At 64.1% G+C, this 23348-nt stretch carries 26 protein-coding genes; 14 read left to right on the forward strand and 12 right to left on the reverse strand.

Going from position 1 to position 23348, the window contains the following annotated elements:
• Positions 1-63: 63 nt before the first annotated feature.
• A complete protein-coding gene (locus ACP2YP_RS22990) occupies positions 64-732 on the forward strand; it encodes a transposase (protein ID WP_426418612.1) in 669 nt (222 codons plus the stop codon).
• Between the two features lie 575 nt (positions 733-1307).
• On the opposite strand, the gene ACP2YP_RS22995 is transcribed toward ACP2YP_RS22990, so the two are convergent.
• Positions 1308-1709, reverse strand: coding sequence for a RidA family protein (locus ACP2YP_RS22995; RefSeq protein ID WP_426418613.1), 402 nt, complete (start codon positions 1707-1709; stop codon positions 1308-1310).
• Positions 1710-1780: 71 nt separating this feature from the next.
• Positions 1781-2626: a cell envelope integrity EipB family protein gene (locus ACP2YP_RS23000; protein ID WP_426418614.1), complete on the reverse strand. Its 846-nt coding sequence runs from the start codon at positions 2624-2626 to the stop codon at positions 1781-1783.
• A gap of 254 nt (positions 2627-2880) precedes the next feature.
• Here ACP2YP_RS23000 and ACP2YP_RS23005 point away from each other — a divergent pair, with 254 nt between their 5' ends.
• Genes ACP2YP_RS23005 through ACP2YP_RS23020 form a run of 4 tightly spaced genes read left to right on the forward strand, consistent with a single transcriptional unit; the run spans position 2881 to position 5903 of the window.
• Positions 2881-3348, forward strand: a complete 468-nt coding sequence (locus tag ACP2YP_RS23005) for a RidA family protein (RefSeq protein ID WP_426418615.1) — start codon at positions 2881-2883, stop codon at positions 3346-3348.
• A gap of 10 nt (positions 3349-3358) precedes the next feature.
• Positions 3359-4111: a glycerophosphodiester phosphodiesterase gene (locus ACP2YP_RS23010; RefSeq protein ID WP_426418616.1), complete on the forward strand. Its 753-nt coding sequence runs from the start codon at positions 3359-3361 to the stop codon at positions 4109-4111.
• Positions 4112-4160: 49 nt separating this feature from the next.
• On the forward strand, positions 4161-5426 hold the full coding sequence (locus ACP2YP_RS23015) for a GNAT family N-acetyltransferase (protein WP_426418617.1): 1266 nt from the start codon (positions 4161-4163) through the stop codon (positions 5424-5426).
• A 51-nt stretch (positions 5427-5477) separates the two neighbouring features.
• Positions 5478-5903 carry an HIT domain-containing protein gene (locus ACP2YP_RS23020; protein ID WP_426418618.1) on the forward strand — a complete coding sequence of 142 codons (426 nt, stop codon included), beginning with the start codon at positions 5478-5480 and terminating at the stop codon, positions 5901-5903.
• A gap of 3 nt (positions 5904-5906) precedes the next feature.
• Here the strand turns inward: ACP2YP_RS23020 and tsaA are convergent, their stop codons facing one another.
• From tsaA to ACP2YP_RS23040, 4 genes are all read right to left on the reverse strand, one after another.
• Positions 5907-6398 carry a tRNA (N6-threonylcarbamoyladenosine(37)-N6)-methyltransferase TrmO gene (tsaA, locus tag ACP2YP_RS23025; protein ID WP_426418619.1) on the reverse strand — a complete coding sequence of 164 codons (492 nt, stop codon included), beginning with the start codon at positions 6396-6398 and terminating at the stop codon, positions 5907-5909.
• 32 nt (positions 6399-6430) lie between these two features.
• Positions 6431-6781: an AzlD domain-containing protein gene (locus tag ACP2YP_RS23030; RefSeq protein ID WP_426418620.1), complete on the reverse strand. Its 351-nt coding sequence runs from the start codon at positions 6779-6781 to the stop codon at positions 6431-6433.
• A complete protein-coding gene (locus tag ACP2YP_RS23035; RefSeq protein ID WP_426418621.1) occupies positions 6778-7518 on the reverse strand; it encodes an AzlC family ABC transporter permease in 741 nt (246 codons plus the stop codon). Before ACP2YP_RS23035 ends, ACP2YP_RS23030 begins: the two co-directional genes overlap by 4 nt.
• Before the next feature lie 99 nt (positions 7519-7617).
• Positions 7618-8640, reverse strand: coding sequence for a transglycosylase SLT domain-containing protein (locus ACP2YP_RS23040; protein WP_426418622.1), 1023 nt, complete (start codon positions 8638-8640; stop codon positions 7618-7620).
• A 39-nt stretch (positions 8641-8679) separates the two neighbouring features.
• Here ACP2YP_RS23040 and ACP2YP_RS23045 point away from each other — a divergent pair, with 39 nt between their 5' ends.
• Positions 8680-9696: a TRAP transporter substrate-binding protein gene (locus ACP2YP_RS23045; RefSeq protein ID WP_426418623.1), complete on the forward strand. Its 1017-nt coding sequence runs from the start codon at positions 8680-8682 to the stop codon at positions 9694-9696.
• 72 nt (positions 9697-9768) lie between these two features.
• A complete protein-coding gene (locus ACP2YP_RS23050) occupies positions 9769-10407 on the forward strand; it encodes an HAD family hydrolase (protein ID WP_426418624.1) in 639 nt (212 codons plus the stop codon).
• Here ACP2YP_RS23050 and ACP2YP_RS23055 read toward each other — a convergent pair.
• Entirely contained in the window at positions 10404-11444 is a 1041-nt protein-coding gene (locus ACP2YP_RS23055) for a phenylacetaldoxime dehydratase family protein (RefSeq protein ID WP_426418625.1), read from the reverse strand. The genes ACP2YP_RS23050 and ACP2YP_RS23055 overlap by 4 nt on opposite strands.
• Before the next feature lie 28 nt (positions 11445-11472).
• Positions 11473-12489 carry a carbon-nitrogen hydrolase family protein gene (locus ACP2YP_RS23060; protein WP_426418626.1) on the reverse strand — a complete coding sequence of 339 codons (1017 nt, stop codon included), beginning with the start codon at positions 12487-12489 and terminating at the stop codon, positions 11473-11475.
• Between the two features lie 198 nt (positions 12490-12687).
• Between ACP2YP_RS23060 and ACP2YP_RS23065 the strand changes: the two genes are divergently transcribed.
• From ACP2YP_RS23065 to ACP2YP_RS23080, 4 genes are all read left to right on the forward strand, one after another.
• Positions 12688-13644: a helix-turn-helix domain-containing protein gene (locus ACP2YP_RS23065; RefSeq protein ID WP_426418627.1), complete on the forward strand. Its 957-nt coding sequence runs from the start codon at positions 12688-12690 to the stop codon at positions 13642-13644.
• 183 nt (positions 13645-13827) lie between these two features.
• On the forward strand, positions 13828-13989 hold the full coding sequence (locus tag ACP2YP_RS23070; protein WP_426418628.1) for a hypothetical protein: 162 nt from the start codon (positions 13828-13830) through the stop codon (positions 13987-13989).
• A 92-nt stretch (positions 13990-14081) separates the two neighbouring features.
• A complete protein-coding gene (locus ACP2YP_RS23075; RefSeq protein WP_426418629.1) occupies positions 14082-15503 on the forward strand; it encodes an MFS transporter in 1422 nt (473 codons plus the stop codon).
• A 130-nt stretch (positions 15504-15633) separates the two neighbouring features.
• A complete protein-coding gene (locus tag ACP2YP_RS23080) occupies positions 15634-16083 on the forward strand; it encodes a translation initiation factor 2 (protein ID WP_426418630.1) in 450 nt (149 codons plus the stop codon).
• A gap of 83 nt (positions 16084-16166) precedes the next feature.
• On the opposite strand, the gene ACP2YP_RS23085 is transcribed toward ACP2YP_RS23080, so the two are convergent.
• From ACP2YP_RS23085 to clpS, 3 genes are all read right to left on the reverse strand, one after another.
• Positions 16167-16709 (reverse strand): cupin domain-containing protein, encoded by a 543-nt coding sequence (locus tag ACP2YP_RS23085; protein WP_426418631.1) that lies wholly within the window; start codon positions 16707-16709, stop codon positions 16167-16169.
• Positions 16710-16806: 97 nt separating this feature from the next.
• The gene (clpA, locus tag ACP2YP_RS23090) at positions 16807-19218 is read right to left on the reverse strand and encodes an ATP-dependent Clp protease ATP-binding subunit ClpA (protein ID WP_027530068.1); all 2412 of its coding nucleotides are present in this window, start codon (positions 19216-19218) and stop codon (positions 16807-16809) included.
• A gap of 294 nt (positions 19219-19512) precedes the next feature.
• Positions 19513-19845 carry an ATP-dependent Clp protease adapter ClpS gene (gene clpS / locus ACP2YP_RS23095; RefSeq protein WP_027530069.1) on the reverse strand — a complete coding sequence of 111 codons (333 nt, stop codon included), beginning with the start codon at positions 19843-19845 and terminating at the stop codon, positions 19513-19515.
• 484 nt (positions 19846-20329) lie between these two features.
• Here clpS and ACP2YP_RS23100 point away from each other — a divergent pair, with 484 nt between their 5' ends.
• From ACP2YP_RS23100 to ACP2YP_RS23110, 3 genes are read left to right on the forward strand one after another with little or no spacing between them, the layout of a single operon-like run.
• Positions 20330-21736, forward strand: coding sequence for a TadE/TadG family type IV pilus assembly protein (locus ACP2YP_RS23100; protein WP_426418632.1), 1407 nt, complete (start codon positions 20330-20332; stop codon positions 21734-21736).
• A gap of 9 nt (positions 21737-21745) precedes the next feature.
• Positions 21746-22306 carry a TadE/TadG family type IV pilus assembly protein gene (locus tag ACP2YP_RS23105; protein ID WP_426418633.1) on the forward strand — a complete coding sequence of 187 codons (561 nt, stop codon included), beginning with the start codon at positions 21746-21748 and terminating at the stop codon, positions 22304-22306.
• A complete protein-coding gene (locus ACP2YP_RS23110; RefSeq protein WP_426418634.1) occupies positions 22303-22896 on the forward strand; it encodes a TadE/TadG family type IV pilus assembly protein in 594 nt (197 codons plus the stop codon). The genes ACP2YP_RS23105 and ACP2YP_RS23110 overlap by 4 nt, the downstream gene beginning before the upstream one ends.
• 66 nt (positions 22897-22962) lie before the next feature.
• Here ACP2YP_RS23110 and ACP2YP_RS23115 read toward each other — a convergent pair whose 3' ends face one another.
• Positions 22963-23301, reverse strand: a complete 339-nt coding sequence (locus ACP2YP_RS23115; protein ID WP_148754857.1) for a phasin family protein — start codon at positions 23299-23301, stop codon at positions 22963-22965.
• Positions 23302-23348: the final 47 nt, after the last annotated feature.

A 23348-nucleotide genomic window follows, 5' to 3' on the forward strand; every position in this document is an offset into this window, starting at 1 on the left:
ATCGGATATTACGGTGACAGTGCACTAAATTGACACCGGCCGGTTTTGCGGGCATGATGCGACATGGCTCGTCTTGCTCGTGTCGTCATTCCCGGTCATCCCCACCTTGTCACCCAGCGCGGCAACGGTCGTGCCCGCACGTTCTTCGAGGACGGCGACTATGCGCTGTATCGCGACCTGCTCGCGGCCAATTGCAAGGCCGCCGGGGTCGAGGTGTGGGCCTGGTGCCTGATGCCCAACCACGTGCATCTCATCCTGGTGCCATCCGATCCCGACGGGCTGCGCCACGCGCTTGCGCGCGTTCACCGCAGCTATGCCGGGACCATCCAGGCGCGGCGCAAGCGCACCGGTCATTTCTGGCAAGGACGTTTCGGTGCCGTCGCGATGGACGAACAGCATCTTGCGGCGGCGCTACGCTACGTGTCGCTCAATCCTGTGCGGGCGCGCCTGGTGAAGCGGGCGCAGGATTGGCGCTGGTCGAGCACGCGCGCGCATCTGCGCGGCAAGGCCGACGGCCTGACCGCACTGGCGCCGATCCGCGATCGTTTTCCGGAGTTCGGCGATTTGCTGGCAACCGAACCGGAAGCCGATCTGTTCGACGCACTGCGCGCTGCGGAGAGCATCGGCCGCCCGCTCGGAGACAACCGCTTTCTCGCCCGCATCGAGCGCCAGACCGGGCGCGTCCTCAAGCCAGCCAAGCGCGGGCCGAAGCCGTCGACGGAGGAAGAATGATTGTATTTAGTGCACTGGACTGCACCCCGTAAGTGAGACACGACAATTGCGGTGACGGTGCGGGACCATCGCTTAAACTGCCGGCCTCGCAGTCACGAAGTATCTGGTTCAGCATGAAATGAACGATCGCTCGTTCGGCGAATCCCAAAGGCCGAGACGTTCAGCGTCGCGGCGACTGGCTAGTGCTGCTTGCGAAAGACGGTATCATGACATCGTGCCACTGTTTTGCCCGACGCGTCAAACGAAATTCGCTAAATACGAAATACGGGCTGGCCTTGAACTGCAATTCCTGAGCGATTTCCGCGCGTTGGCGAATTGGCGTGGTCCGTCGTTGTCTTGCGAAGACCAACCCTTGCCGCAGTTGCCACGTTGCTTGCCCCTTGCTGCTGATTTGCTCGACGCTGCAATAGCTTGACCGATCGGGAATTGTGCCGTTCGGCAACCGCGTTTCTACTGTGCATGGGGTTGTTTTTCGCTTTTTGCAGAAGCGTGAGCCGGCGCTCCTCAGCAAGGAGGGAGTGCCGTCAGCGCATCGCTCCGTCCTTCCTCAGCCTGAGGCCGCCCGGGCCGCACACTCAGTCCGCGACCGCAATCGCCTCGATCTCGATCAGCCATTCCGGCGCGGCAAGCGCTGAGACGCCGACGAGAGTCGAGGCCGGCGGCTCCATGCCTTCGAAGAAGGCCGAGCGGGCCTTGCCGATGACCGGACGTAGCTCCGGCTTGTAGCCGACGACGAAGGTCGTGATCTTCACGATATTCGAGTAGCTCGCGCCAGCCGCTTTCAATGCGTGGCCGAGATTCTGCATCACCTGCGTGGTCTGCGCGGCGAGATCGCCTTCGCCGACGATCCGTCCCTCCTCGTCCACCGACACCTGGCCGGAGATGTAGATCGTGCGCGCGCCCGAGGCGGTGACGACGTGGGAATAAGCGGGATTGTGGTGCAGGCCGCTGGGGCGGAGATGGTCGAGCTTGGGCATGGGCTGGCTCCCGGAGTTTGTGGTTGGGAGGGAGCGTAGCTGGAGACTGTGTCGAGGGCTAGCCTCGGCCCTCAATTGCAGGGCTTGCTGTCCTTGACGTCGAACTTGCCCATCGCGCCGGAAATGACAAAATCGTTGTAGTCGAGCACGAGCTGGCGGGAGACGCCGTTCTCATAGAGCTCGAACGACATCGCATAGACCGGCGTCTGCTCGCCTTCCTTCTGCGGGACGTCGCGGTCGAAATAGCTGACGGTCACCGGCCAGCGCTTCATCGATTTCATGTGCTCGTCCGACGTCGACGGATCGGGCGAAGCGGTGCGGTCGGCGGGGATCGGCTGACCGATCACGGTCAAGGTGTTGTAGACCTTCTGGCCATCGTCGGAGCCGTCATAGACGGAAAGCTCAAGGAGCGATTTGCCGTCCTTGGCCGCCGCAATGATGTGCTGGATCTGCTCCGTCGGAAACACGATCTTGCCGTCGAGGGTGAAATTCTTCGGCGCCGGCAACTTGAGCTTGACGTTGATGTGGTCGCCGTCGCGCTCGGCCGAGCCGTCGACCAGGCCGGCCTCGGTCTCGTTCATTCGCGTCTCGATCTTGAAGCGGTAGCTTTTCCCCGCGGCGTCCTCCCAGGAATTGGAGCGGAGGTCACTGAGCGTCATCTTGCCCTCGCCGCTGTCGAGCTCGGAGACTTGGCGGAATTCGGACGTGTAACCCTCGCAGCTGCTCCCGGCGAAATTGTAGAGGATGCGGCCGCGCGCGCTGTTGATGGAATTGGAGCGCGATTTGACCAGGCTCAGATCATAGAGCGCCTGGTGTGCGAGAAACGGACCGTTCGCGGCATGGACGCCGCCACCGGCGCCGACAGCAGCCGCCGCGAGCGCCATCACACCGAGTGAAGTCCGGAAAAGGTGCAACATATCTGTTCCCTGGGGACGCGCAGATTCGACACTTTAATGACCGTTCCATTGCGTCGCAACTGCGGCGGTTTCACGTAAAGTTGCGCCTCTCCGTTGAACCTCCTGACCTGCCTCAGAAAAATGCAGTCCACCCCGGGGGTCCGACCGCCCTATCGGCTTGCTTGCATGTAGCGGCATGATGGGCGAAACAGGGCGCGCCCGGCGGTCACCAGACGCGCCGGAGCGGATGATTTTTCAGACATCGAGGTCGAGACATGGCGGGCACGGTCGAGCAGAAACTGGCGGAACAGGGCATCAAGCTGCACGAGGCCCCCACTCCCGTCGCCAATTACGTGCCGTTCGTGCGCACCGGCAATCTGCTGTTCGTCTCCGGCCAGGTCTGCTTCGATCCCGCCGGCAAGCTGATCGCCAAGGGCAAGCTGGGCGCGGGCGTCTCGCTCGAGGAAGGTGCTGTGGCCGCGCGCGGCTGCGCCGTCAACCTGCTCGCACAGGTCAAGGCGGCGCTTGGTGACCTCGACAAGGTTGTGCGCGTGGTGCGCCTCGGCGGCTTCATCAACTCCGCACCGGACTTCCTGGACGGGCCGAAGGTTCTCAACGGCGCCTCAGACCTGATGGTCGCGGCCTTCGGTGACAAGGGCCGCCACGCCCGCACCACCGTCGGTGTCGCCTCGCTGCCCGCGGATGCGGCGGTCGAGGTCGAAGGCGTGTTCGAGGTCGCCTGAGGCCGGCATCGTGCGAGCTCCGGATTGGCTGACAGCACGGCCGGTCGCCCATCGCGGCCTGCACGACATCTCCCGCGGCATTGTCGAGAACATGCCGGGCGCGGTGCAGGCGGCGGTTGCGGGCAATTTTTCGATCGAGGTCGACATCCAGCTCTCGGCTGACGGCGAGGCCATGGTGCACCACGACCACGCGCTTGGCCGCCTCACCGAGGCCACCGGCCCGGTGGTCGCAAGGACCACGGCCGAGCTGAAGGCCATCAAGTTCAAGGATACGCCCGAGCGGATGATGTCGCTCAGCGACCTCTGCGCCATGGTTGCCGGCCGCGTGCCGCTGGTGATCGAGGTGAAGAGCCATTTTGACGGCGACCGCAAGCTGGTGAAGCGGATGGCCGAGGTGCTGGCGTCGTATCAGGGCCAAGCGGTCGGGATGTCCTTCGACCCCGACCAGGTCCTTGCCCTGCGCGAGCTGCTGCCCTCCCGCCCGCGCGGCATCGTCGCGCAGCGGAGCTATGAGGACGAGTACTGGGCCTATCTGACGCCGCAGCAACGCGACAGCATGCTGTACCTGCGCCATGGCTTCCAGACCCAGCCGCATTTCGTCGCCTTCAAGGTCGACCACCTGCCGGCGCCCGCTCCCTGGATCGCCCGCAACATCTTCGGCTGCGCCCTGCTCGGCTGGACCGTGCGTACGCCGGAGCAACGGACACGGGTTGGGCAATATGCCGATCAGATGATCTTTGAAGGGTTCGTGCCGCAGGCTTGATGTTCCCGCCCTCTTGAAGTCGCTGCTGCAATGCACGATCTTGGGCGCAATGGCATCATCCGACATCACGCTCGAAGCCGTACCGTCGATTGGCGAAGTGTCGCCGGAGGATTGGGACGCCTGCGCCAGTCCTGGCAAGGATCCCGGCAAGGATCCTGGCAAGGCCTGCAATGGGCATGGCGCGGGAACCTCAAGCAGGCTTCCAGGCAATTCTCTCGGCCTTTTAAAGCCCGCCTATAACCCGTTCGTCTCGCACGCGTTTCTCTCCGCCGTCGAGAAATCGGGTTCGGCCACGATCCGCACCGGCTGGGGCCCGCGGCATCTGGTGGCCAAGATCGACGGCCGTGTCGCCGGCGTCGTGCCCTGCTATCTGAAATCGCATAGCCAGGGCGAATACGTCTTCGACCGCGGCTGGGCCGACGCCTATGAGCGCGCCGGCGGCCGTTACTATCCGAAGCTGCAGGTCTCTGTTCCCTTCACGCCGGCGACGGGGCCGCGGCTCCTGGTCCGCGACGGCGTCAGCCACGAGCTGATCACGGAGACCCTGGCGAGCGGCCTAGTGGCGCTGTGCGGCGTCAGCAAGGCCTCCTCGGTCCACGTCACCTTCGCCCGCGAGGCCGAATGGAAGCTGCTGGCCCGGCACGGCTTCCTCCAACGCACCGACCAGCAGTTCCACTGGCGCAACGAGGGCTTTGGAAGCTTCGACGATTTTCTGGCGACGCTGAATTCGCGCCACCGCAAATCGATCAAGCGCGAGCGGCGCGATGCGCTCGCTGCGGGCATCACCATCCACTGGCTCACGGGCAAGGACATCACCGAGGACGCCTGGGACGCCTTCTTCGAATTCTACATGGAGACCGGCTCGCGCAAATGGGGCCGTCCTTATCTCACGCGCGAATTCTTCTCGCTGATCGGCGAGACCATGAGCCAGGACGTGCTGCTCGTGATGGCCCGCCGCAATGATCGCTGGATCGCGGGCGCCATCAACTTCATCGGTTCGGACACGCTGTTCGGCCGCAACTGGGGCGCGGTCGAGCATCATCCGTTCCTGCATTTCGAGGTCTGCTACTACCAGGCGATCGACTTCGCGATCAAACACGGGCTTGGGAATGTCGAGGCCGGCGCGCAGGGCGAGCACAAGATCGCGCGCGGCTACCTGCCGCGGACCACCCATTCCGCCCACTTCATCGCCGACCCCGGCCTGCGCCGCGCCATCGACGATTACCTCAAGCGCGAGCGCGCCTATGTCGCCGAGGCCGGACGAGAGCTGGCCGAGCTCGGCCCCTTCCGGAAAGGCATCGACGAGGCGCCTTGACGCACGCGCGAGGCTGGTGACAGTAAGCGCAAATTTTTGGGAGCCGTTGCCATGACCGCCTACGACAGCAACAACATCTTTGCAAAAATCCTGCGCGGCGAGCTGCCCTGCCACAAGGTCTACGAGGACGAGCACGTCTTCGCCTTCCTCGACATCATGCCGCGGGTATCAGGCCACACGCTGGTGATCCCGAAGGCCCCGGCCCGCAACATCCTCGACATCAAGCCCGACGACTATGCTCACGTCGCCCGCGGCGCGCACAAGATCGCCGCGGCTGCGATGAAGGCGTTCAAGGCCGACGGCATCACGGTGGTGCAGTTCAACGAGGCCGCCGGCGGCCAAGTGGTGTTTCACCTGCACATGCACGTGATGCCGCGGCACGACGGCATCGCGATGCTGCCGCCCGCTACCCGCCAGGAGGATGCCAAGGTGCTGGACGAGAACGCGGCGAAGCTGATTGCGGCGCTGAAGAGCTGATCTTCACTCCGTTTGAAAATCCCCCGGCTGCGGCGCAGCCAGTGGCGTGAACTCGCAGCGATCAGGCTTGATGTCGATCAGCGGCGTGTTGTCGAGGCAATCGAGGCCGCGCACGAGAATGGTGCTGCCCTCGATGCCGACAAGCTTGACGATCGAGGTGCCGATCGGATTGGGCCGGACCGGCGAGCGCAGCGAAAACGTGCCGCGGGTTTTTTCGTTGTTCTTCGGGCTCTGCAGGACAATGTCGCGGCGCGATTTGTCGAGCCAGTAGAGCACTTCGAGATTGCTGTAGAAATCGACGCCCTTGATGGCGGGCACGAACGGCTCGAAGATCTCGAGCCGGCACACCGGGCCGTCGGCGCGACCCTGGCGCGGCGTCTCCAGCCGCGAGGTCCAGGGCGTGCGGATGCGACCGATGAAGACGAGGCCGGCATCCTCCGCGGATGGCAGCTCGATGGCGACCTCGCCTTCGCGGAGTTCGTTTTCGCGAACCATATTTCCAGTTCCTTGGCTGTTCGGAGGCGGTTTTAGCCCAACCACCACTTGCCGGCCAGCATGAAGACTTCGCCGGCGACAACGCCCGCAAAGATCGAGCGGCGGGTCAGCAGGAACACGACGAGGCCGGCGGCCACCGCGCCGTAGCGCAAGCCATCCGGCACGCTGGCGAGTGCGCCGGGCGGCTCGACCACGATCTGGGCGATGACGCCGGCCAGGATCGCGGTCGCGACCGCCCTCACCCAGACCAGCAGCTCGGAGCCCTCGTCGATGCCGCCGCCGAACCACAGGCCCAGCATGCGCCATATCTGGTTGGGGATGACGCCGGCGACGAACAGCACGACCAGCGCCTGCCAGTCGCCGATGAGTTGCGCGGCGCTCATGCGCACACCTCCCGCCACCAGTGCATGCCATAAGCGATCGTGCCCGCCGCCAAGCCGCTGACGAGGATGTCGAGGCCGGAGTTCATCTTCGCGGCCAGCGGATAGAGCAGAACCCCAAGCGCGAGTGCGACGACATCGGCGACCTCGCGGCTGTTGCGCGCGGTCGAGAACAGGAAGGACAATGGCGTCAGCAGCAGAATCGCTGCGCCCAATGTCTTGGTCAGGTTGGCGGCGAGGAAATAGCCGACCGTGTTGGCGGTGAGACACACCGAGACCAGACCGAAGCCGAGCCCGTTGACGAAGGCGATGCGCCTCTCGCGCGGCACCTGCGGCAGGAAACGATGGCATTCGACCCACAGTGTCACGGCCGTGAGATGCGCCGCGAAGAACAGCTCACGCCGCTTGGTCGTCGGCGTGCGCATCAGCGGCAGCACCGAGACCACCATCGGAAACAGCCGGATCGCGCTGACGGTCACCGCGATCGCCGACTGGACAATGGTCGCGCCCGAGCCCAGCGTGGTGATCAAAATGATCTGCGCCGGGCCGGCCCAGACGAACAGTGTCGAGCAAAGTGCCCAGACCAGGCTGAAATGGCTGTCATGGGCGAGCGCACCAATACCGAGATAGGTCGCGAACAGGACGAGTGTGAGGATCGTCTGCGTGATCGAGCGCAGCCCCCAGGCGAAAGCACGCCACGGACTTTGCCATTGAGGGGAATCGAGCGGAGGAAGCGCCACGGGACGGCCGGCTGAGGTTGCAGAATCGTGCCTGCATAACGGGCAATGCGGGCGGCCGCGTCAAGGAATCGCGCGGCGGGGCTGGCATGCGCGCGCTCCCTACCCGTTGACGCCCCGGTTCTTCAGCACGAAACACGCCCCGCCCGCTTTCCGGATGCGGTTGCAGAGATCGTCCGCTTCGGGGCGCGTGTCGGTGCCGATGCGCACCTGGTAGAACGCGTGCGAACCGCGGCTGCGCACCACCGAGCTCAACAGGCTGGGATCGCGTTCGCCGATCACGGCGCTGAGGCGCGTGACGGCGCGGGAGTACATCGCCAGCGCCTTGTTGCGGTCGAAGCCAGCGGCGAGCTGAACGCCCCAGATCTTCGCAGCGGCGAGCTCGACATGCTGCTCGAGCTCGGCCACGAACGGGTTCGGTGCACGTTTCAGCAGCGCCATCAGGTCGCGACAGCTCGTCGGTGGTGAGCTCGGCGGTCCCTTGCCGGTGCTGCCGGCCTTGGCCCATGCGTCAACCGTCGCGCCGGTGATGGCGTAAACGTAGTTGCGCGTCTGCTCCGGCATGCCACCGGTGCCGGCGAGCCATTCCTGCACCCGCCGCGGGCCGGCATTGTAGGCAGCAGCCGCGAGACCAAGATTACCGAACTGATTGCGCAGCTCGTTCAAGAACTCGGCCGATTTCGGCAGGGCCTGCACCGGATTGAACGGATTGAGAAGCCCGCGTTCGCTTGCGGTGCCCGGCATGAACTGCGCGATCCCCTGCGCATGCTCGCCGCTACGCGTCATCGGGCCCACAGCATCGACCTGGAAGCGGCTTTCCTGCCAGATCACGCGGGCGAAGAATTCCAGCGGCAGATTGGCATCGCGCGCGGCTGCCTCCACGATCAGGCAGATCGATTCCCGCGTGTCGCTCTCGCGGCCATCCGTCGGCTTCTCCGGCGGCATCGCAAGCTCTTCGACGCTGGGGACGGCGACGTTGGTCTTTGCCGGCGAACTGTCCCAGGCCGCCACCTCTGTCGCCGAGACCAGCCACGCGGCAACGATGAGTGATGCAATTCGCGTCAACCGTGCCCAAGCATCGCGGTGGCGGGCGCCGGCGTGGCGTGCAACAAGATGATCTGCCATATCGTGGCATCGTGCCATGGTTCGTCGAGTTGCCAGTCTATGCTGTCTGACCTGCTTTTCCCAATGCGTTTCCCCACTCAACGGATCCGCGCGATCCTCGTCCTCGCTACGCTCATCCTGCCTGCCGCGCCTGCCATGGCGCAAGTCAGCTGGCGGATGACCACCGAATATCCGGATAACAATATATCCGGCATCGGGCTCACAACTTTCGCCGATCGCGTGGCCGCGCGCACAAACGGATTCGTGACCCTAACCAACGCCTTCGACAATCAGCTGAAGATCAGCTCAGGCGAGATGCCGCGCGCGGCGCTGGACGGCCGGATCGCGGGCGGCGACGCTTTTGCGGGCGCGCTCTCGGGCCTCGATCCCGTGCTCGGCCTCTCGACCCTGCCCTTCCTGGTGCAATCAGTCGACATCGCTCGCGCCGCCAATGCACGCGCACGGCCGCTCTACGAAAAAGCCCTCGCCGCCCGCGGCCTCAAGCTGCTCTATCTGACGATCTGGCCAGCGACGGGCTTGTGGTCGGACCGCGCGCTCGCAGGCGGCGACAATCTGCCGAAACTTAACCTGCGGGCTTACGATGCCAATTCCAGCGAGGTGATGAAGGCGGCCGGAGTAAACGCACAGTTCCTGCCGATGGACAAAGCGCTTGCCGGCCTGAAGGAGCATCAACTGAACGCGTTCCTCACCTCCGGCGATGGCGGCGCGGGACGCAAGCTGTGGGACTTCCTGCCCTATTTCACGGCCATCAACTACGCGATGCCGGTCTCGATCGCCTTCGTCCGCACCGAGGCATTTGCCGCGCTACCAGAGCCGATGCAGCGCGAGGTGCTGGCCGCCGCAGCCGAGACCGAGCAAAGCCAGTTCGCGCTGCTGGCCCATCGCACAACCGAGAATTACGCGCGCATGCGCGACAACGGCGTCAACATCGCCGAGCCCGCACCGCAATCCCTGGTCGCGGCGCTCCGAACGGCCGCGACGGGAACGATCACCGCCTGGGAGGCGCGGGCGGGCGCGGATGCCACTGCGATCGTCGAATGGGCGAAACAGCAATGATGCAACGGGTCTTGACTTGAGACCCGATCCGACTAGCAACGAACCGGCAGTTTCAATGCGAGCCGGCTCCTGATGACGACTATCTTCTTCGATCTCGACGGCACGCTGACCAACCCGAAACCCGGGATCACGCGCTCCATCCAGTATGCGCTGGAGCGGCTGAGCCTCGCGGTGCCGAGCCAGGACGAGCTGACCTGGTGCATCGGGCCGCCGCTGCATGCGAGCCTGCGAAAGCTCACGGGCAGCGCGGAACTCGCCGACCGGGCGCTTCTGCTCTACCGCGAGCGTTTTAGCGACATCGGCCTGTTCGAGAACGAGGCCTATGCCGGCATCATGGATACGCTGGCGACGCTCGCCGCGACGACGCCGCGCATGTTCGTCGCAACCAGCAAGCCCGCGGTCTACGCCACCCGCATCGTCGATCATTTTGGCCTAAAGCCCTATTTCGAGCGCGTGTTCGGCTCCGAGCTCGACGGCACGCGCGTCGACAAGCGCAATCTGCTGCGCTACGCGCTCGACGAGACCAGGGTCGATGCGAGCAGCGCCATCATGATCGGCGACCGCAGCCACGACGTGGTCGGCGCCCGGACCAACGGCATGACGGCGATCGGCGTGCTCTATGGCTATGGCAGCGAGGCCGAGCTGCAGGACGCCGGCGCGCATCACATCTGCGCCGCGCATCCGGAGCTGCTCGGCCGCTGCATCGCCTAGGCGGTAACAGTCCCGACCGCCGCAAGCATACCCGTCTTCGGATGGCAGTTCAGATATTCAAAGAACTGCTCGTCGGCGGCGGCCACTGTGACTTCGTGATAGAGCCGTAGCTTCGCTGACGGCCCCAGCGTCGAGAGATATTTCATCGCCGCACCGAAGATCTTTACGTGGGTCGGATGCGATTCCGCCCAGCGCTCCAGTGCGGCGAGACTTTTCCACCAGCTCTGGCCGTAGGACTTTTCACTCGCCTTGCCGTCAGCCGAGAGCACCTGCATGTAGCGGTTGGCGTAGCAGCCGATACCGAGGCCGTCGTCACGCAAAAAGTCCATGCCCTCGCGCAGCACCGGCTCGACGTCGTCGAGGTAGAGCTTTCGCTCGGACGCCTCAGTATCGCTCCAGTCCTGCCCGGAGCGGATCAGGCAGAGATTGTCGTGCGCTTTCACGCGCAGCCGTGCGCCGTCGCGGATCAGCTCGGGATCGCCACCCGGCGACATTGGATCGGTCTGCGACAGCGGAATGCGATCGCGCATGCCGCCCCAATAGGCGTGCTCCTGCACCTCGCCGCTCATGCCGTCCGCGATCACCGCGACACCTTCGGGCCTGCCGAGCGAGGAGAACAGCGTCTCGTGCCGCGCCACCGCGGGACGCAGCACCTCGATGAAGGTGCCAATCCCCTCGCGGTCCTTTCCGGTCCACGCCTCGCGCGCCGGCGCAAACCAGGCGTCGAAGCGCGCGATGTCGTCCCAATAGGCCACCGAGACAATGTTCGTGTGGCCGGCCTGATCGACATAGTGAGCGCGGTCCCAATGCGAGGGACCACCCTCGCCGGCGAACAGCCCGGCGATTTCAGCGAGCGCTTCCGTCGCAGCCGCCGGCGTCGCCCCACCATGCTGCACGCCGAAATAGGCCATCACGACGCGGCTCACGGCGGGCTTGTATCGCGCCACGAACGATGGATATGGCGGCTGGTAATCGTCCGGCACGCGCTTGTGACGCGTGCGTTGAGTCTCGAGATGCAGAGGAATTGCGGATTCCATGATCGTGCCCTCCCCTCAATCTCAGTGATCAGCTCGCTGCCGCGGCAATGTCGGCGGGTTCGACAGTATCAACCGGCAGCGCGAACTGCTCGACGCGCTGGTATCGCTTCTTGTTGAGCAGCAGCCGCGTGACGTCGGGCCGCGAATAGTGCCCGGCGGGATCGGCCGCGTTCTTGGCGACGCCGATGGCGCCGAGGTCGATCTCGGCGATCAACAGCCCTTCCTGGTCCGGCGCGAGCTTGTCACCAATCTGGCTGCCGTCGGGGCCATAGATCGCGGCGAAGCCGCCGCCAACGTGCAATAGCGCGTTCTTGTCCGGCCGGTCGCAGAGCTCATCGATCATCGCCTGCGACACCGTCGCGCAAGGCGCGAGCACGAAGCAGGAGCCTTCCACCGCATAGACGCGCGAGGCGGCATTGTTCACCTCGGCGCCGAGCGCCGGCGCGAAGGGATCGTAAAGCGAGAAGCTCGGCCATGCCGCGACATGCACCTGCTCGTTCTGGGCGTACATGGCGTATTTCGACAGCGGCTGGAGATGCTCCCAGCAGCACAGCGCGCCGATGCGGCCGATGTCGGAGCGCGCATGGACCGCAAGATCGCTGCCGTCGCCCTCGCCATAGACGGTGCGCTCGGCATGGGTCGGCCGCAATTTGCGGCGCTTGGCGATGGTCTCGCCGTCGGGCCCGATCAGCCATTGCGCCAGATAAAGGCTACCACCGTCGCGCTCGGACAGGCCGATCACGGCCGTGAGCCTCGCCTTGCGGACAGCATCGCGCAAGCGCTCGGCCTGCGGGCTGTCATAGGACAGCGAATTGTCGAAATAGCGCTGCACGAAGCCGCGGCCGATCGCCCAGGCCGGCGAGTCCATCCAGATATGCCAGGGGTAACCGGGGATGAAGGCTTCCGGAAAGGCGATCAGCTTGGCGCCCTTCTCCGCGGCGTCCCTGATCAGCGCGATCGACTTGTCGATCGAGGCGTCGAGATCGAGCCAGACGGGCGCCGCCTGCACCACCGCGACCTTGTATTTCGGATGTTCGATGCCCATTGCCGCCTCCATTGCCGGTTGATCGGAGACCTCGTCCGATGCAGTCTATAGGGCCAAGCCGGGCGGCCGCGCGCTCGACCACGGCGGAACAAAAACTCGACTGGAAGGGATCGCCGCCCCGGTACGGAACTTGCCTGCGGTCAGGCTGGATCTGCACCACCATGCGGTTTTGCTGGATGTGAAAGGGAGGCCTGTGAGATGCCAATCCAGTTCACGACAGACGGCAGCCCCGGTTACCGCCGGCTCGCCCTCTGGCAGGACATCGTCTGCGACGTCTTCGTCGGGCTTGACTGCAAGTCGGACCTCGGCAGTGCCTTTCACGGCTCGGTCACGCAAGTCGCGCTCGGCAAGGCCGTTTGCTCCGAGGTCTGCTCCGACCGTCAGCACGTTTTCCGCACGCCCTCGCGCATCGCGCGCTCGGATCAGGATTATATTCTCGTCGCGCTCGGCAATCGCGGCGATGGCGGCGTGGTGCAGGATGGTCGAGAGACCGTGATCCATCCCGGCGAGTTCGCGCTCTACGACACCACGCGTCCCTACGAGCTGAAGTTCAAGGACACGTTCTCCCAGACCATCTTCAAGGTGCCCCGCGAGATGTTGCAGCGCCGGCTCGGCGGCACCGAGACACTCACCGCGATCACATTCGCGGCCGACGTACCGCTCGAGCGGCTCGCCTATGATTTCATCTTCCGCCTGTGCCAGAGCGCGGACCGGCTCCCGCCCAACAGCGCCGCCGCCCTGTCCGAGCAAGCCGTCGACCTGCTCGCCATGGCGCTGAGCGAGCGGCTCGGCGGGACATCGCTGCCGTCCTCGACCCATCGCTCCGCTCTGCTCTACCGGCTCAAGGCGCATATCCGCACCCGTCTTGCCGACCCCGACCTTTCGCTTCCCGAGACCGCCGCCGCGCTCGGCATCTCCTCGCGCTACGTCAACGATCTCCTCGCCGACGAGGACACCTCGTTCCAGCGCCATGTGCTTGCCGAGCGTCTCGCCCAGTGCAAGCGCGACCTCGCCTCGCCCGTGCTAGCCCAGCGCCACATCAGCGAGATCGCGTTTGCCTGGGGCTTCAACGACCTCTCACATTTTGGTCGCGTTTTCCGCGAGCATTTCGGAATGTCACCGCGCGACTTCCGGCAGAGTCGGCTGCGGCACTGACAGCCATCACTTCGCGCGTCGCAGATGCAGCGATCTGCTTCCAAGGCCGCGCCATCAATCAGCGGCCGCGACGAGCACCGCCGCCGGTGTAGTTGGCTTACCCGCAGGGGCTGGCCTGATTTGAGCTGCATCAATCCGGCCTACATGGATCGTGCCATCGTGCGGGCCTTGCGAGGCAGCACGATGCGCCGATTTGCCATGAAGGCCCTGTTCACGGCCCTCAATCTCGACCGCGCCCAGCGGACACGGATCGACTGGGATCGCACCGTGGTGATCGTCTCTACAATGGTGACCATTGGGCTCGTTGCCCTCTACATCTTCGGCAAGGCGACATCGCGCTGGTGAGCAGGAACCGTCCGTGTCCTGCCGGGTTGCGATGGTCAGCGCAATTTCCTAATCCGGGGATCATCACGGCTCGAATCAAGCACGCCTCCACCATGTCGTCCGTCCCGATCGAGCATGCCGACGGCCTGCCACAGCCCCAGCGCAATCAGGCGATCCTGACCATTGCGCTCGGCATCACCATGGCTGTCGTCGACAGCGCCATCGCCAATGTCGCGCTACCGACGATCGCAGCCGACCTCAATGCGAGCCCCGCCTTCTCGATCTGGATCGTCAACGGCTATCAGCTCGCGATCACGATCTCACTGCTGCCGCTGGCGTCGCTCGGCGAGATCGTCGGCTATCGGCGCGTCTATCTGGTCGGGCTCGCGCTGTTCACGCTTGCGTCCGCGTTCTGCGCGCTGGCGCAGACGCTGCCGTTGCTCACCATCGCGCGCATCATCCAGGGGTTTGGCGCGGCCGGCATCATGAGCGTCAACTCGGCGCTGGTTCGCTTCACCTATCCGCGCAACCTGCTCGGCCGCGGCATCGGGCTCAATGCGCTCGTCGTCGCCTTCTCCGCCGCGGTCGGGCCGACGCTCGCTGCCGGCATCCTCGCAGTCGGCAGCTGGCCGTGGCTGTTCGCCATCAACGTTCCGCTCGGCGTGATCACGCTCGTACTCGGCCTGCGCAGCCTGCCGCATACGACGCCCGCGAGCCATTCCTTCGACTGGCAGAGCGCGGGGCTCTCGGCGATCACCTTCGGGGTCGGCATCGCCGCGATCGACAGCGTCGGCCATGGCGAGGCGACAACCACCTGCCTCGTCCAGTTCGCCGTCGCGATCGTCGCCGGCGCGTTGCTCACCTATCGCGAGACGCATATGAAGTCGCCGCTGCTGCCGGTCGACCTGTTGCGCATCCCGGTGTTCGGGCTCTCGATTGCGACCTCGATCGCCTCGTTCTGCGGGCAGATGCTGGCCTTCGTCGCGATCCCCTTCTACCTGCAGAGCCGCTTCGGCTACTCGGCCGTGCATATGGGCCTCTTGATCACGCCGTGGCCGATCGCGGTGGCGTTCGCGGCCCCCCTCGCCGGCCGCCTGGTCGAGCTCTATCCAGCCGGCCTGCTCGGCGGTATCGGGCTGACGCTGTTCGCCTGCGGTCTCGCCGCGCTCGCCTTCCTGCCCGCAAGCCCGACACCGCTCGACGTGATCTGGCGGATGGCGCTGGCGGGCGCCGGCTTCGGCCTGTTCCAGACGCCTAACAACCGCACCATGATCGCCGCCGCCCCGCGCGAGCGCGCCGGCGGCGCCAGCGGCATGCTCGGCACGGCGCGTCTGCTCGGCCAAACCACCGGAGCTGCGCTGGTCGCGCTGTTCCTCGGCCGCTATCCGGTCGACGGGACCCGGATCGCGCTCCTCACCGGCGTTGGATTTGCCCTTTGCGGCGCCATGCTGAGCATGGCGCGGCTGTCGCCGGCCGGCGCGCGCGGCACCGAACATGTCCGCGTGCAAGACGACCAACGCCTGCGCGGCGAATAGCAGGACACCACGCTCAGGTTACCTCCTCTCCCGCGCCCAACCTGTGCGCGAATCAACTGTCTGGCCCTATGAGGTATTGCCCTCCCGCTCCGGTTGCGCTTCATTGGAACCGGGGAATAAGGGGCATTTCATGCGTTCATTTGGAATAGTGGCGCTCAGCGTCATGCTGGGCGGCTGCGCGTCGCTCACGCGCGGCACGACCGAAAATATCAGCATCTCATCGACACCTTCAGGCGTTGAGGCGATAGTCAGCGGATTGGAAGTTCCAACCACCTGCACGACGCCTTGCGCCGTGGTCGTCAAGCGGAACGCCGACATCTCGATCACCTTCCAGAAGGAAGGCTATGAGCCGCAGATCGTGCCGCTGAGCCGGGACATACCGGGCTCAGGCGCAGCCGGCTTTGCCGGCAATCTTTTGCTGGGCGGAGTCATCGGCATGGGGGTCGATGCCGCAACGGGCGCGGCAACCGATCACAAGCCAAATCCGGTCATCGTGACGATGCAGCCATCGGCTCCTCCCCCGCGGCCGCCCGTACAGAAGAAACCGCGGCCGCCGGCTGCCCCCGCGGCAGGCACTTAAAATCCGCTGCCATGCCATCGGCCTTCCGCGGTCTGCAGGCAACCCGCCTCGCTCGCGATGCGATAGCAACTCGCGGCGAGTGCTTATGCCAACAATTGGGTTCGGTAGCTGGCTGAGAGTGACTTTGCGCGCTGCATGCGCTCGGCCCGTTCAGCGTCACTGAGCTTCGGCGGAGGCGCGGTACGGCTGCCGACGGGGTCGCCGACCGCCATGAAGAACTCCTCCTGACCTGCCGGCGTGCACATGCAGAGCATGCGTGCCGGCTTGTCCGAGACGTTCCTGAATGCGTGAGGCGCATTGGCCGGGACGTTCACCGTCGAACCGGCGCTCGCACGGTACGTGCTGCCCCGGAAGGTCAACTCGATCTCACCGTCGAGGATCGTGAACATCTCCTCGAAGTCGTGACGGTGCGGCGGAGGACCGCCGCCGGGCGGCACGAGCATGTCTATCAGACTGTAACAGCCGCCCGTCTCCTTGCCGGTCACGAGGATCGTATAAGTGCCGCCCGCGACCGAGATGTGGCGCGATTTGGGATCTTCAGGGTTGGCTAATGTGAGTTCGCGCGTCAGGTCATCAGCCGGGATCTCAGCTGCGGGCTTAGTGGTCGTGCCGGTGGGATTGGCCATCCGATCGTCTCCTTGAGCTGCAAGCCCGCATACCAAGCCCATCACCCCAGCAAAAAGCCGGCGGTCTCGCGATACGCCGGCTTCTTGATAGAATTGATCAGGCCTTGACCAGCGGGCCCTTCGAGGTCGGCCCCTTGGAGCCGCCGGGGCCGCCCGGCTTGTTGGGCTTACCCGGGGGGCGCTTGCGGGCGCCAGGCAGCTTTTCCTGCTTCGGCGTGACCGGCCCCTCGACGAACTCGAAGCCGATCTTCTCCTTGGTCTCGTCGGCCTCGTCCTTGACCAGGACGACGCGGACGTGGCCGCCACCCTTGAGCTTGCCGAACAGCACCTCGTCAGCCAGCGGCTTCTTGATGTGCTCCTGGATGACCCGGGCCATCGGCCGCGCACCCATCTGCTCGTCATAGCCGTGCTGGACCAGCCAGGTCTTGGCGGGCTCGGACAGCTCGATGGTGACGTCGCGGTCGCCGAGCTGTGCTTCGAGCTGAAGCACGAACTTCTCGACCACGGTCCCGATCACCTCGACGCTGAGATGGCCGAACGAGACGATGGCATCGAGGCGGTTGCGGAATTCCGGCGCGAACTGCCGGTTGATCGCCTCGTGGTCGTCGCCTTCCCGCTTCGAGCGCGTGAAGCCGAACGCCTGCTTGGCGAGATCCGAAGCGCCCGCATTGGTGGTCATGATCAGGATCACGTTGCGGAAGTTGACCTGCTTGCCGTTGTGGTCGGTGAGCCGGCCGTGATCCATGATCTGCAGGAGCACGTTGTAGAGGTCGGGATGCGCCTTCTCGATTTCGTCGAGCAGCACCACGCAATGCGGGTGCTGGTCGACGCCGTCCGTCAGGAGGCCGCCCTGGTCGAAGCCGACATAGCCGGGAGGCGCGCCGATCAGGCGCGACACGGTGTGCCGCTCCATGTATTCGGACATGTCGAAACGCAGCAGCTCGACGCCGAGCGACGCCGCAAGCTGCTTTGCGACTTCGGTCTTGCCGACGCCGGTCGGCCCCGAGAACAGGTAGCAACCGATCGGCTTCTCCGGCTCGCGCAAGCCCGCGCGGGCGAGCTTGATCGAGGCAGCGAGCGACTCGATCGCCTTGTCCTGGCCGAACACGGTGCGCTTCAGGGTCTGCTCGAGATGCTTGAGCACTTCGGCGTCGTCCTTCGACACGCTCTTCGGCGGGATCCGCGCCATCGAGGCAATCGTGGTCTCGATCTCCTTGATGCCGATGGTCTTCTTGCGCTTGTTCTCGGCGACCAGCATCTGCGCCGCGCCGGACTCGTCGATCACGTCGATCGCCTTGTCGGGCAGCTTGCGGTCGTGAATGTAGCGCGAGGAGAGCTGCACCGCCGCCTCGATCGCCTCATTGGTGTACTTCAGCCGGTGATAGTCCTCGAAGTACGGCTTGAGACCCTTGAGGATGGCGATGGCATCCTCGACCGTCGGCTCGTTGATGTCGATCTTCTGGAAGCGCCGCACCAGCGCGCGGTCCTTCTCGAAGTGCTGACGGTATTCCTTGTAGGTGGTCGAGCCCATGCAGCGGATCGTGCCCGAGGCGAGCGCAGGCTTGAGCAGGTTCGATGCGTCCATTGCGCCGCCCGACGTCGCGCCCGCACCGATCACGGTGTGGATCTCGTCGATGAACAGGATGGCGTTGGGATGTGCCTCGAGCTCCTTCAGCACCTGCTTGAGGCGTTCCTCGAAGTCGCCGCGATAGCGCGTACCCGCGAGCAGCGTGCCCATGTCGAGCGAGAACACGGTCGCAGCCGCCAGCACCTCCGGCACCTCGCTGTCGACGATGCGCTTGGCAAGGCCCTCCGCGATCGCGGTCTTGCCGACGCCGGCCTCGCCCACGAACAGCGGATTGTTCTTCTGGCGGCGGCACAGCACCTGGATCGCGCGGTTGATCTCGGAATTGCGTCCGATCACCGGATCGATCTTGCCGTCACGCGCCTTCTTGTTGAGGTTGACGCAATAGGTCTCGAGCGCCTCGCCCTTCTTCTTGGCGTCCTCGGCACCCTTGGTCTCAGTCTCCTCGTCGACGCCGCGCACCGGTCGCGCCTCGGAGACGCCCGGCCGCTTCGCGATGCCGTGGCTGATGTAATTGACGGCGTCGTAACGCGTCATGTCCTGCTCCTGCAGGAAGTACGCGGCATGACTCTCGCGTTCGGCGAAGATCGCGATCAACACGTTCGCACCGGTCACCTCTTCGCGACCGGAGGATTGCACGTGGATCACCGCGCGCTGGATCACGCGCTGGAAACCGGCGGTCGGCTTGGCGTCGTCGGCGCCATCCGTCACCAGATTTTCGAATTCGGTCTCAAGATAATTGACGAGGCTCGTGCGGAGCTTGTCGAGATCGACGCTGCAGGCACGCATGACGGCGGCTGCATCGGAGTCATCGATCAAGGAGAGCAGGAGATGCTCGAGCGTCGCGTATTGGTGATGGCGCTCGTTGGCGATCGCCAGTGCACGATGCAGGGATTGTTCAAGGCTTTGGGAAAAAGTCGGCATTCGCGTCCTCTATGGCCCCCACCATCATGATCGCCATCGCCCGGTCAGGCAACAACAACCTTTGTCACATATAGTTATACAAGACCGCGGCAAAAGACCGGTTCCGCGACTCGACGGGCATTACGCGCCCACCGCATTCTCGATGCAAAACCCGTTCCGATTTGGGCAAAACTGCCCATTTGGGCAGGATTGGCGTCGGCGCTGATTTTCGCCGGATCGTGCAGCGGTATCCGCTGACATCACACACCGCACGAACAGAACCACTCTAAAGAAGCTCGGGAGTGGAACGCGCGGTTACTTCTTTTCCATCACGCATTGCAGCGGGTGCTGGTGCTTGCGGGCGAAATCCATCACCTGCGTCACCTTGGTCTCGGCAATCTCGTAGGTGAACACGCCGCACTCGCCGATCCCGTGATGATGGACGTGCAGCATGATCTTGGTCGCAGCCTCGACATCCTTCTGGAAGAACTTCTCCAGCACATGGACGACGAATTCCATCGGCGTGTAGTCGTCGTTGAGGATCAGGACGCGATAGAGGTTGGGCCGCTTGGTCTTTGGCTTGACCTTGGTGATGACGGAGGTGTTCGGACCCGCCGGGCCACCGGAACGGTTCTCATCGTTGCTCATCCGGGGAGCGCGGGCGGCGGCAGCCGCGGACAGGTCTAATCTGGAAGTCAGTTGCGGCATGGCTCAGGCGTTCAAATTCCCCACGGAAGCGTATGACGGTTTGCCGCGCGGTCCCGCACTGGGGAGCCTCGCACGGACGCGCCGCCTTGTTGGATCGCCGCTTCCCACCGGTCCGGCCGAAGCCGGATCGATTGCTGGGAATATGGGCCCGCCCCCGGCTCGCCGCAAGCGTGCAAAGGCCCAGCCGAGGCGGCCGCGACGGTCCCGATTCCCGGTCCGGGCGATCCGGGCCAAGGTTAACCAATCCAGACCGATTTGCCAAAATAATCCGTCCTCGGTTTCACCGACATTAACCAGAAACCCCTTCGGCGGCGGGGAGCGCGACCTTTTGCGCGCAATCGGCCCCGGTTTTGTACGGTCGAATTTACCTGATCTTCAACCGCGCGGCTTGAAATCAGGCAAACCAGAGATTTCGGGGAACGTCATGTTTCGCCTGCCCGCCGCCCGGTGCACTCGTCGACCCCTGGCTCGTTTTGCCGCCGCCGAGCAAGGCAACGTCGCCGTCATCTTCGCGATCATGCTGTTCCCGACCATCTATTTATTGGGCATGACGCTCGATTACACCCAGGCCCAACGCCGGCAATCGCAGCTCGACGCCGCTGCCGATGCCGCCGCAATCGCGGCCGTGACGCCATCGATGATGGCCCAAAACACGACAGTCGCACAGACGACCGCCACGAATATCTTCAATGCAACAGCGAACGCAATCGCCGGCGGCCTGAAAGGGACGCCCGTCCTGACGGTCAACGTCGGCAACACCGGCCTGGTGCGCACTGCGACCGTCAGCTACACCGCGAACTCCAGCAACGCCTTCCCGACGTTGCTCGGTGCCCCCATGTGGCCGATCAGGGGCGCAGCGACTGCCAGCGCCTCCGGCGCGCCGAACATCAACTTCTATCTGCTGCTCGACGACTCGCCATCAATGGGAATTGCAGCGACGGCGCCCGATATCACCAACATGATCGCCGCCACGAAAAACCAACCCTCCGGCTCCGCGAACTGCGCATTCGCCTGCCATGAAGCGCATCCCAATCTCGACAGCGGCGCGAGTGCCTCGACCAAGGACAACCTCGCCATCGCACGCAACAACAATATTACGCTGCGCATCGACCTCGTGGCTCAGGCGACCGCGAGTCTCATGAGCACCGCGCAAACCGTACAGGCAACGCAGAACAACACCTACAAGGCTGCAATCTATACGTTCGACTACGGATTTAACACGGTTTATGCGCCGTCGGGGCTGCCATCCGCCGACCTGTCGAGTGCCGCGACCTCGGCCGCCAACAACATTTCGCTTCTCACCGTCGACCATCAGAACTGCGTCGTTTCGGGGAGTTGCACCACCGACTACGGCACCGACATCGAAAACGCGCTCACGAACGTCAACAGCCTCATGCCTCTCCCCGGCGGAGGATCCAACCAAACCGGAGACACGCCTCAGGAAGTGGTGTTCCTCGTCACCGACGGGGTTGACGACAAGATGGTGTCGCTGAGCTCGTCCTGCAGCGGAACGCCGCTTGCTAATGGCTCCAAATACAGATGCCAGCAACCCATCAACACGTCGATATGCACGACGATCAAGAACCGGGGAATTCGCATCGCAGTGCTCTATACCGAGTACCTGCCGCTCACAAGCAACGGCTGGTACAACTCCTATATCGCGCCATTCAACACCCCCTCGTCGTCTACCGGGCAGATCGCGCAGAACCTGCAATCCTGCGCATCGTCGCCCGACTTGTTCTCTGACGTGCAATCGGGCGGCGACATCACAGACGCGCTGAAGAAACTTTTCCAGAAGGTCGTGGAATCGGCCCCTCACCTGACCAACTGAGTCAACGTCATGCCAAAGTTGCGAGCCGTACCTGGAAAGCGACGCCTTCGCGAGACGTTCGCAGCCTTTCGCAAAGACGAAGACGGCGCGAACGCTGTCGAATTCGCGCTGGTTGCGCCGGTGTTCATCGCGTTGCTGGTTGGAATCATCCAGATCTTCCTGGTCTTCTTCGGCCAGCAGCTGCTTCAGCAGGTCGTGCAGCAGTCGGCGCGCCAGGTCATGACCGGCCAGGTACAGGCGGCCGGCATGACGCAGACCCAATTTTCGACCCTGGTCTGCTCGCAGGTCCGTATCATCTTCAACTGCAACAATCTGATGGTCAGCGTTCAGTCCGGGAGCAGCTGGGCGGCGCTGAGCGCGGCTGCACCGACATTGACGTTCAAGGCCGACGGCAGTGTTGCCAACAACTGGCCCTACAGCCCAGGCGGTCCTTCCGACAAGGTCATCGTTGCGGTGATCTACCAGTGGCCGGTCTTCATGGGACCGCTCGGCTTCACCCTGGCAAATCTGCCCAACGGCAATCGCCAGATCACAGCATCCGCCGCTTTCCAGAACGAGCCCTATCAATGACCCGCTTGCCCATGCGCCTGAGGGAATTCCGAGCCGACGAAAATGCCGTGGCAGCCGTCGAGCTTGCTATCGTGCTGCCGTTCATGCTGCTGCTTTGCATGGGCGGAGTCGAACTCGGCAACGCGCTCTCGATCAACGTCAAGGTCACGGCTACGGTGCATACCATCGCCGATATCCTGTCGCAGAACAAATGTGTGACGACGACCGACGTCACCGGCATCCTCAACGCCTCGTCGTATGTCCTTTCACCCTATGACATCACCAAGGCTGTGGTGACCGTCTCGGAGGTGCAGCCGACCGGCGACAACGTCACGGCCAAGGTGGTCTGGAGTCAGTCGCTTAACGGCACGGCAAGAACGACCGGAACAACCGTTAACCTGCCGACATCCCTTACGGGGGTGCCGACGACAGCTGGGCTCATCCTCGGTGAGACGACGTATTTCTATACGCCCAACCTCGGCTACACGATCAGCGGGACAGTTGCGCTCAGCGACAGCTACTATCTGTATCCGCGCCAAACGAACTTTGTCCCTACCATCACAAGCGGGACGACGCCGCCTGTCCCAGGAACCTCATGTCCAAGCTCTTGACGTGCCGCCGCTCGCAAAAAAGCCCGGCTTGTTCAGCCGGGCTTTTTGATTCCAGAAGTTCGGAAATTACTGGGCGGCCGGGGTGAACTTCGACACGACCGTTTCGACCGGCTTGAACGCCTGCTTGGCGAGGTCGCTGTAGAGGCCGGCGATCTTCTGCGATTCCGCGACGAAGGTCTCGTAGGCGGAACGGGCGAAATCGGTCTGGGCTTCCATCGCCTTGTCCAGCGACTTCACGCCGGAAAGCTTCTCGACGAAGGACTTGGTGTCTTCAAAAGACTTCTTGGTGTAGTCGCCATAAGCGCTGGCGATCGCCTGGAGGCCGTGCTGCACCGAGGTCGCGGAAGCAACGCACGTCTCGAAATGCTCTTTCCCGTAGTTCTGAAAGTCTTCAACCTTGAACATCTTGGAATCCTTTTTCCCTGGCTCGCGTCCGGAAGCCCCGGCTCCCT

This window comes from Bradyrhizobium genosp. A, from assembly GCF_049949275.1.
GTDB lineage: Bacteria > Pseudomonadota > Alphaproteobacteria > Rhizobiales > Xanthobacteraceae > Bradyrhizobium.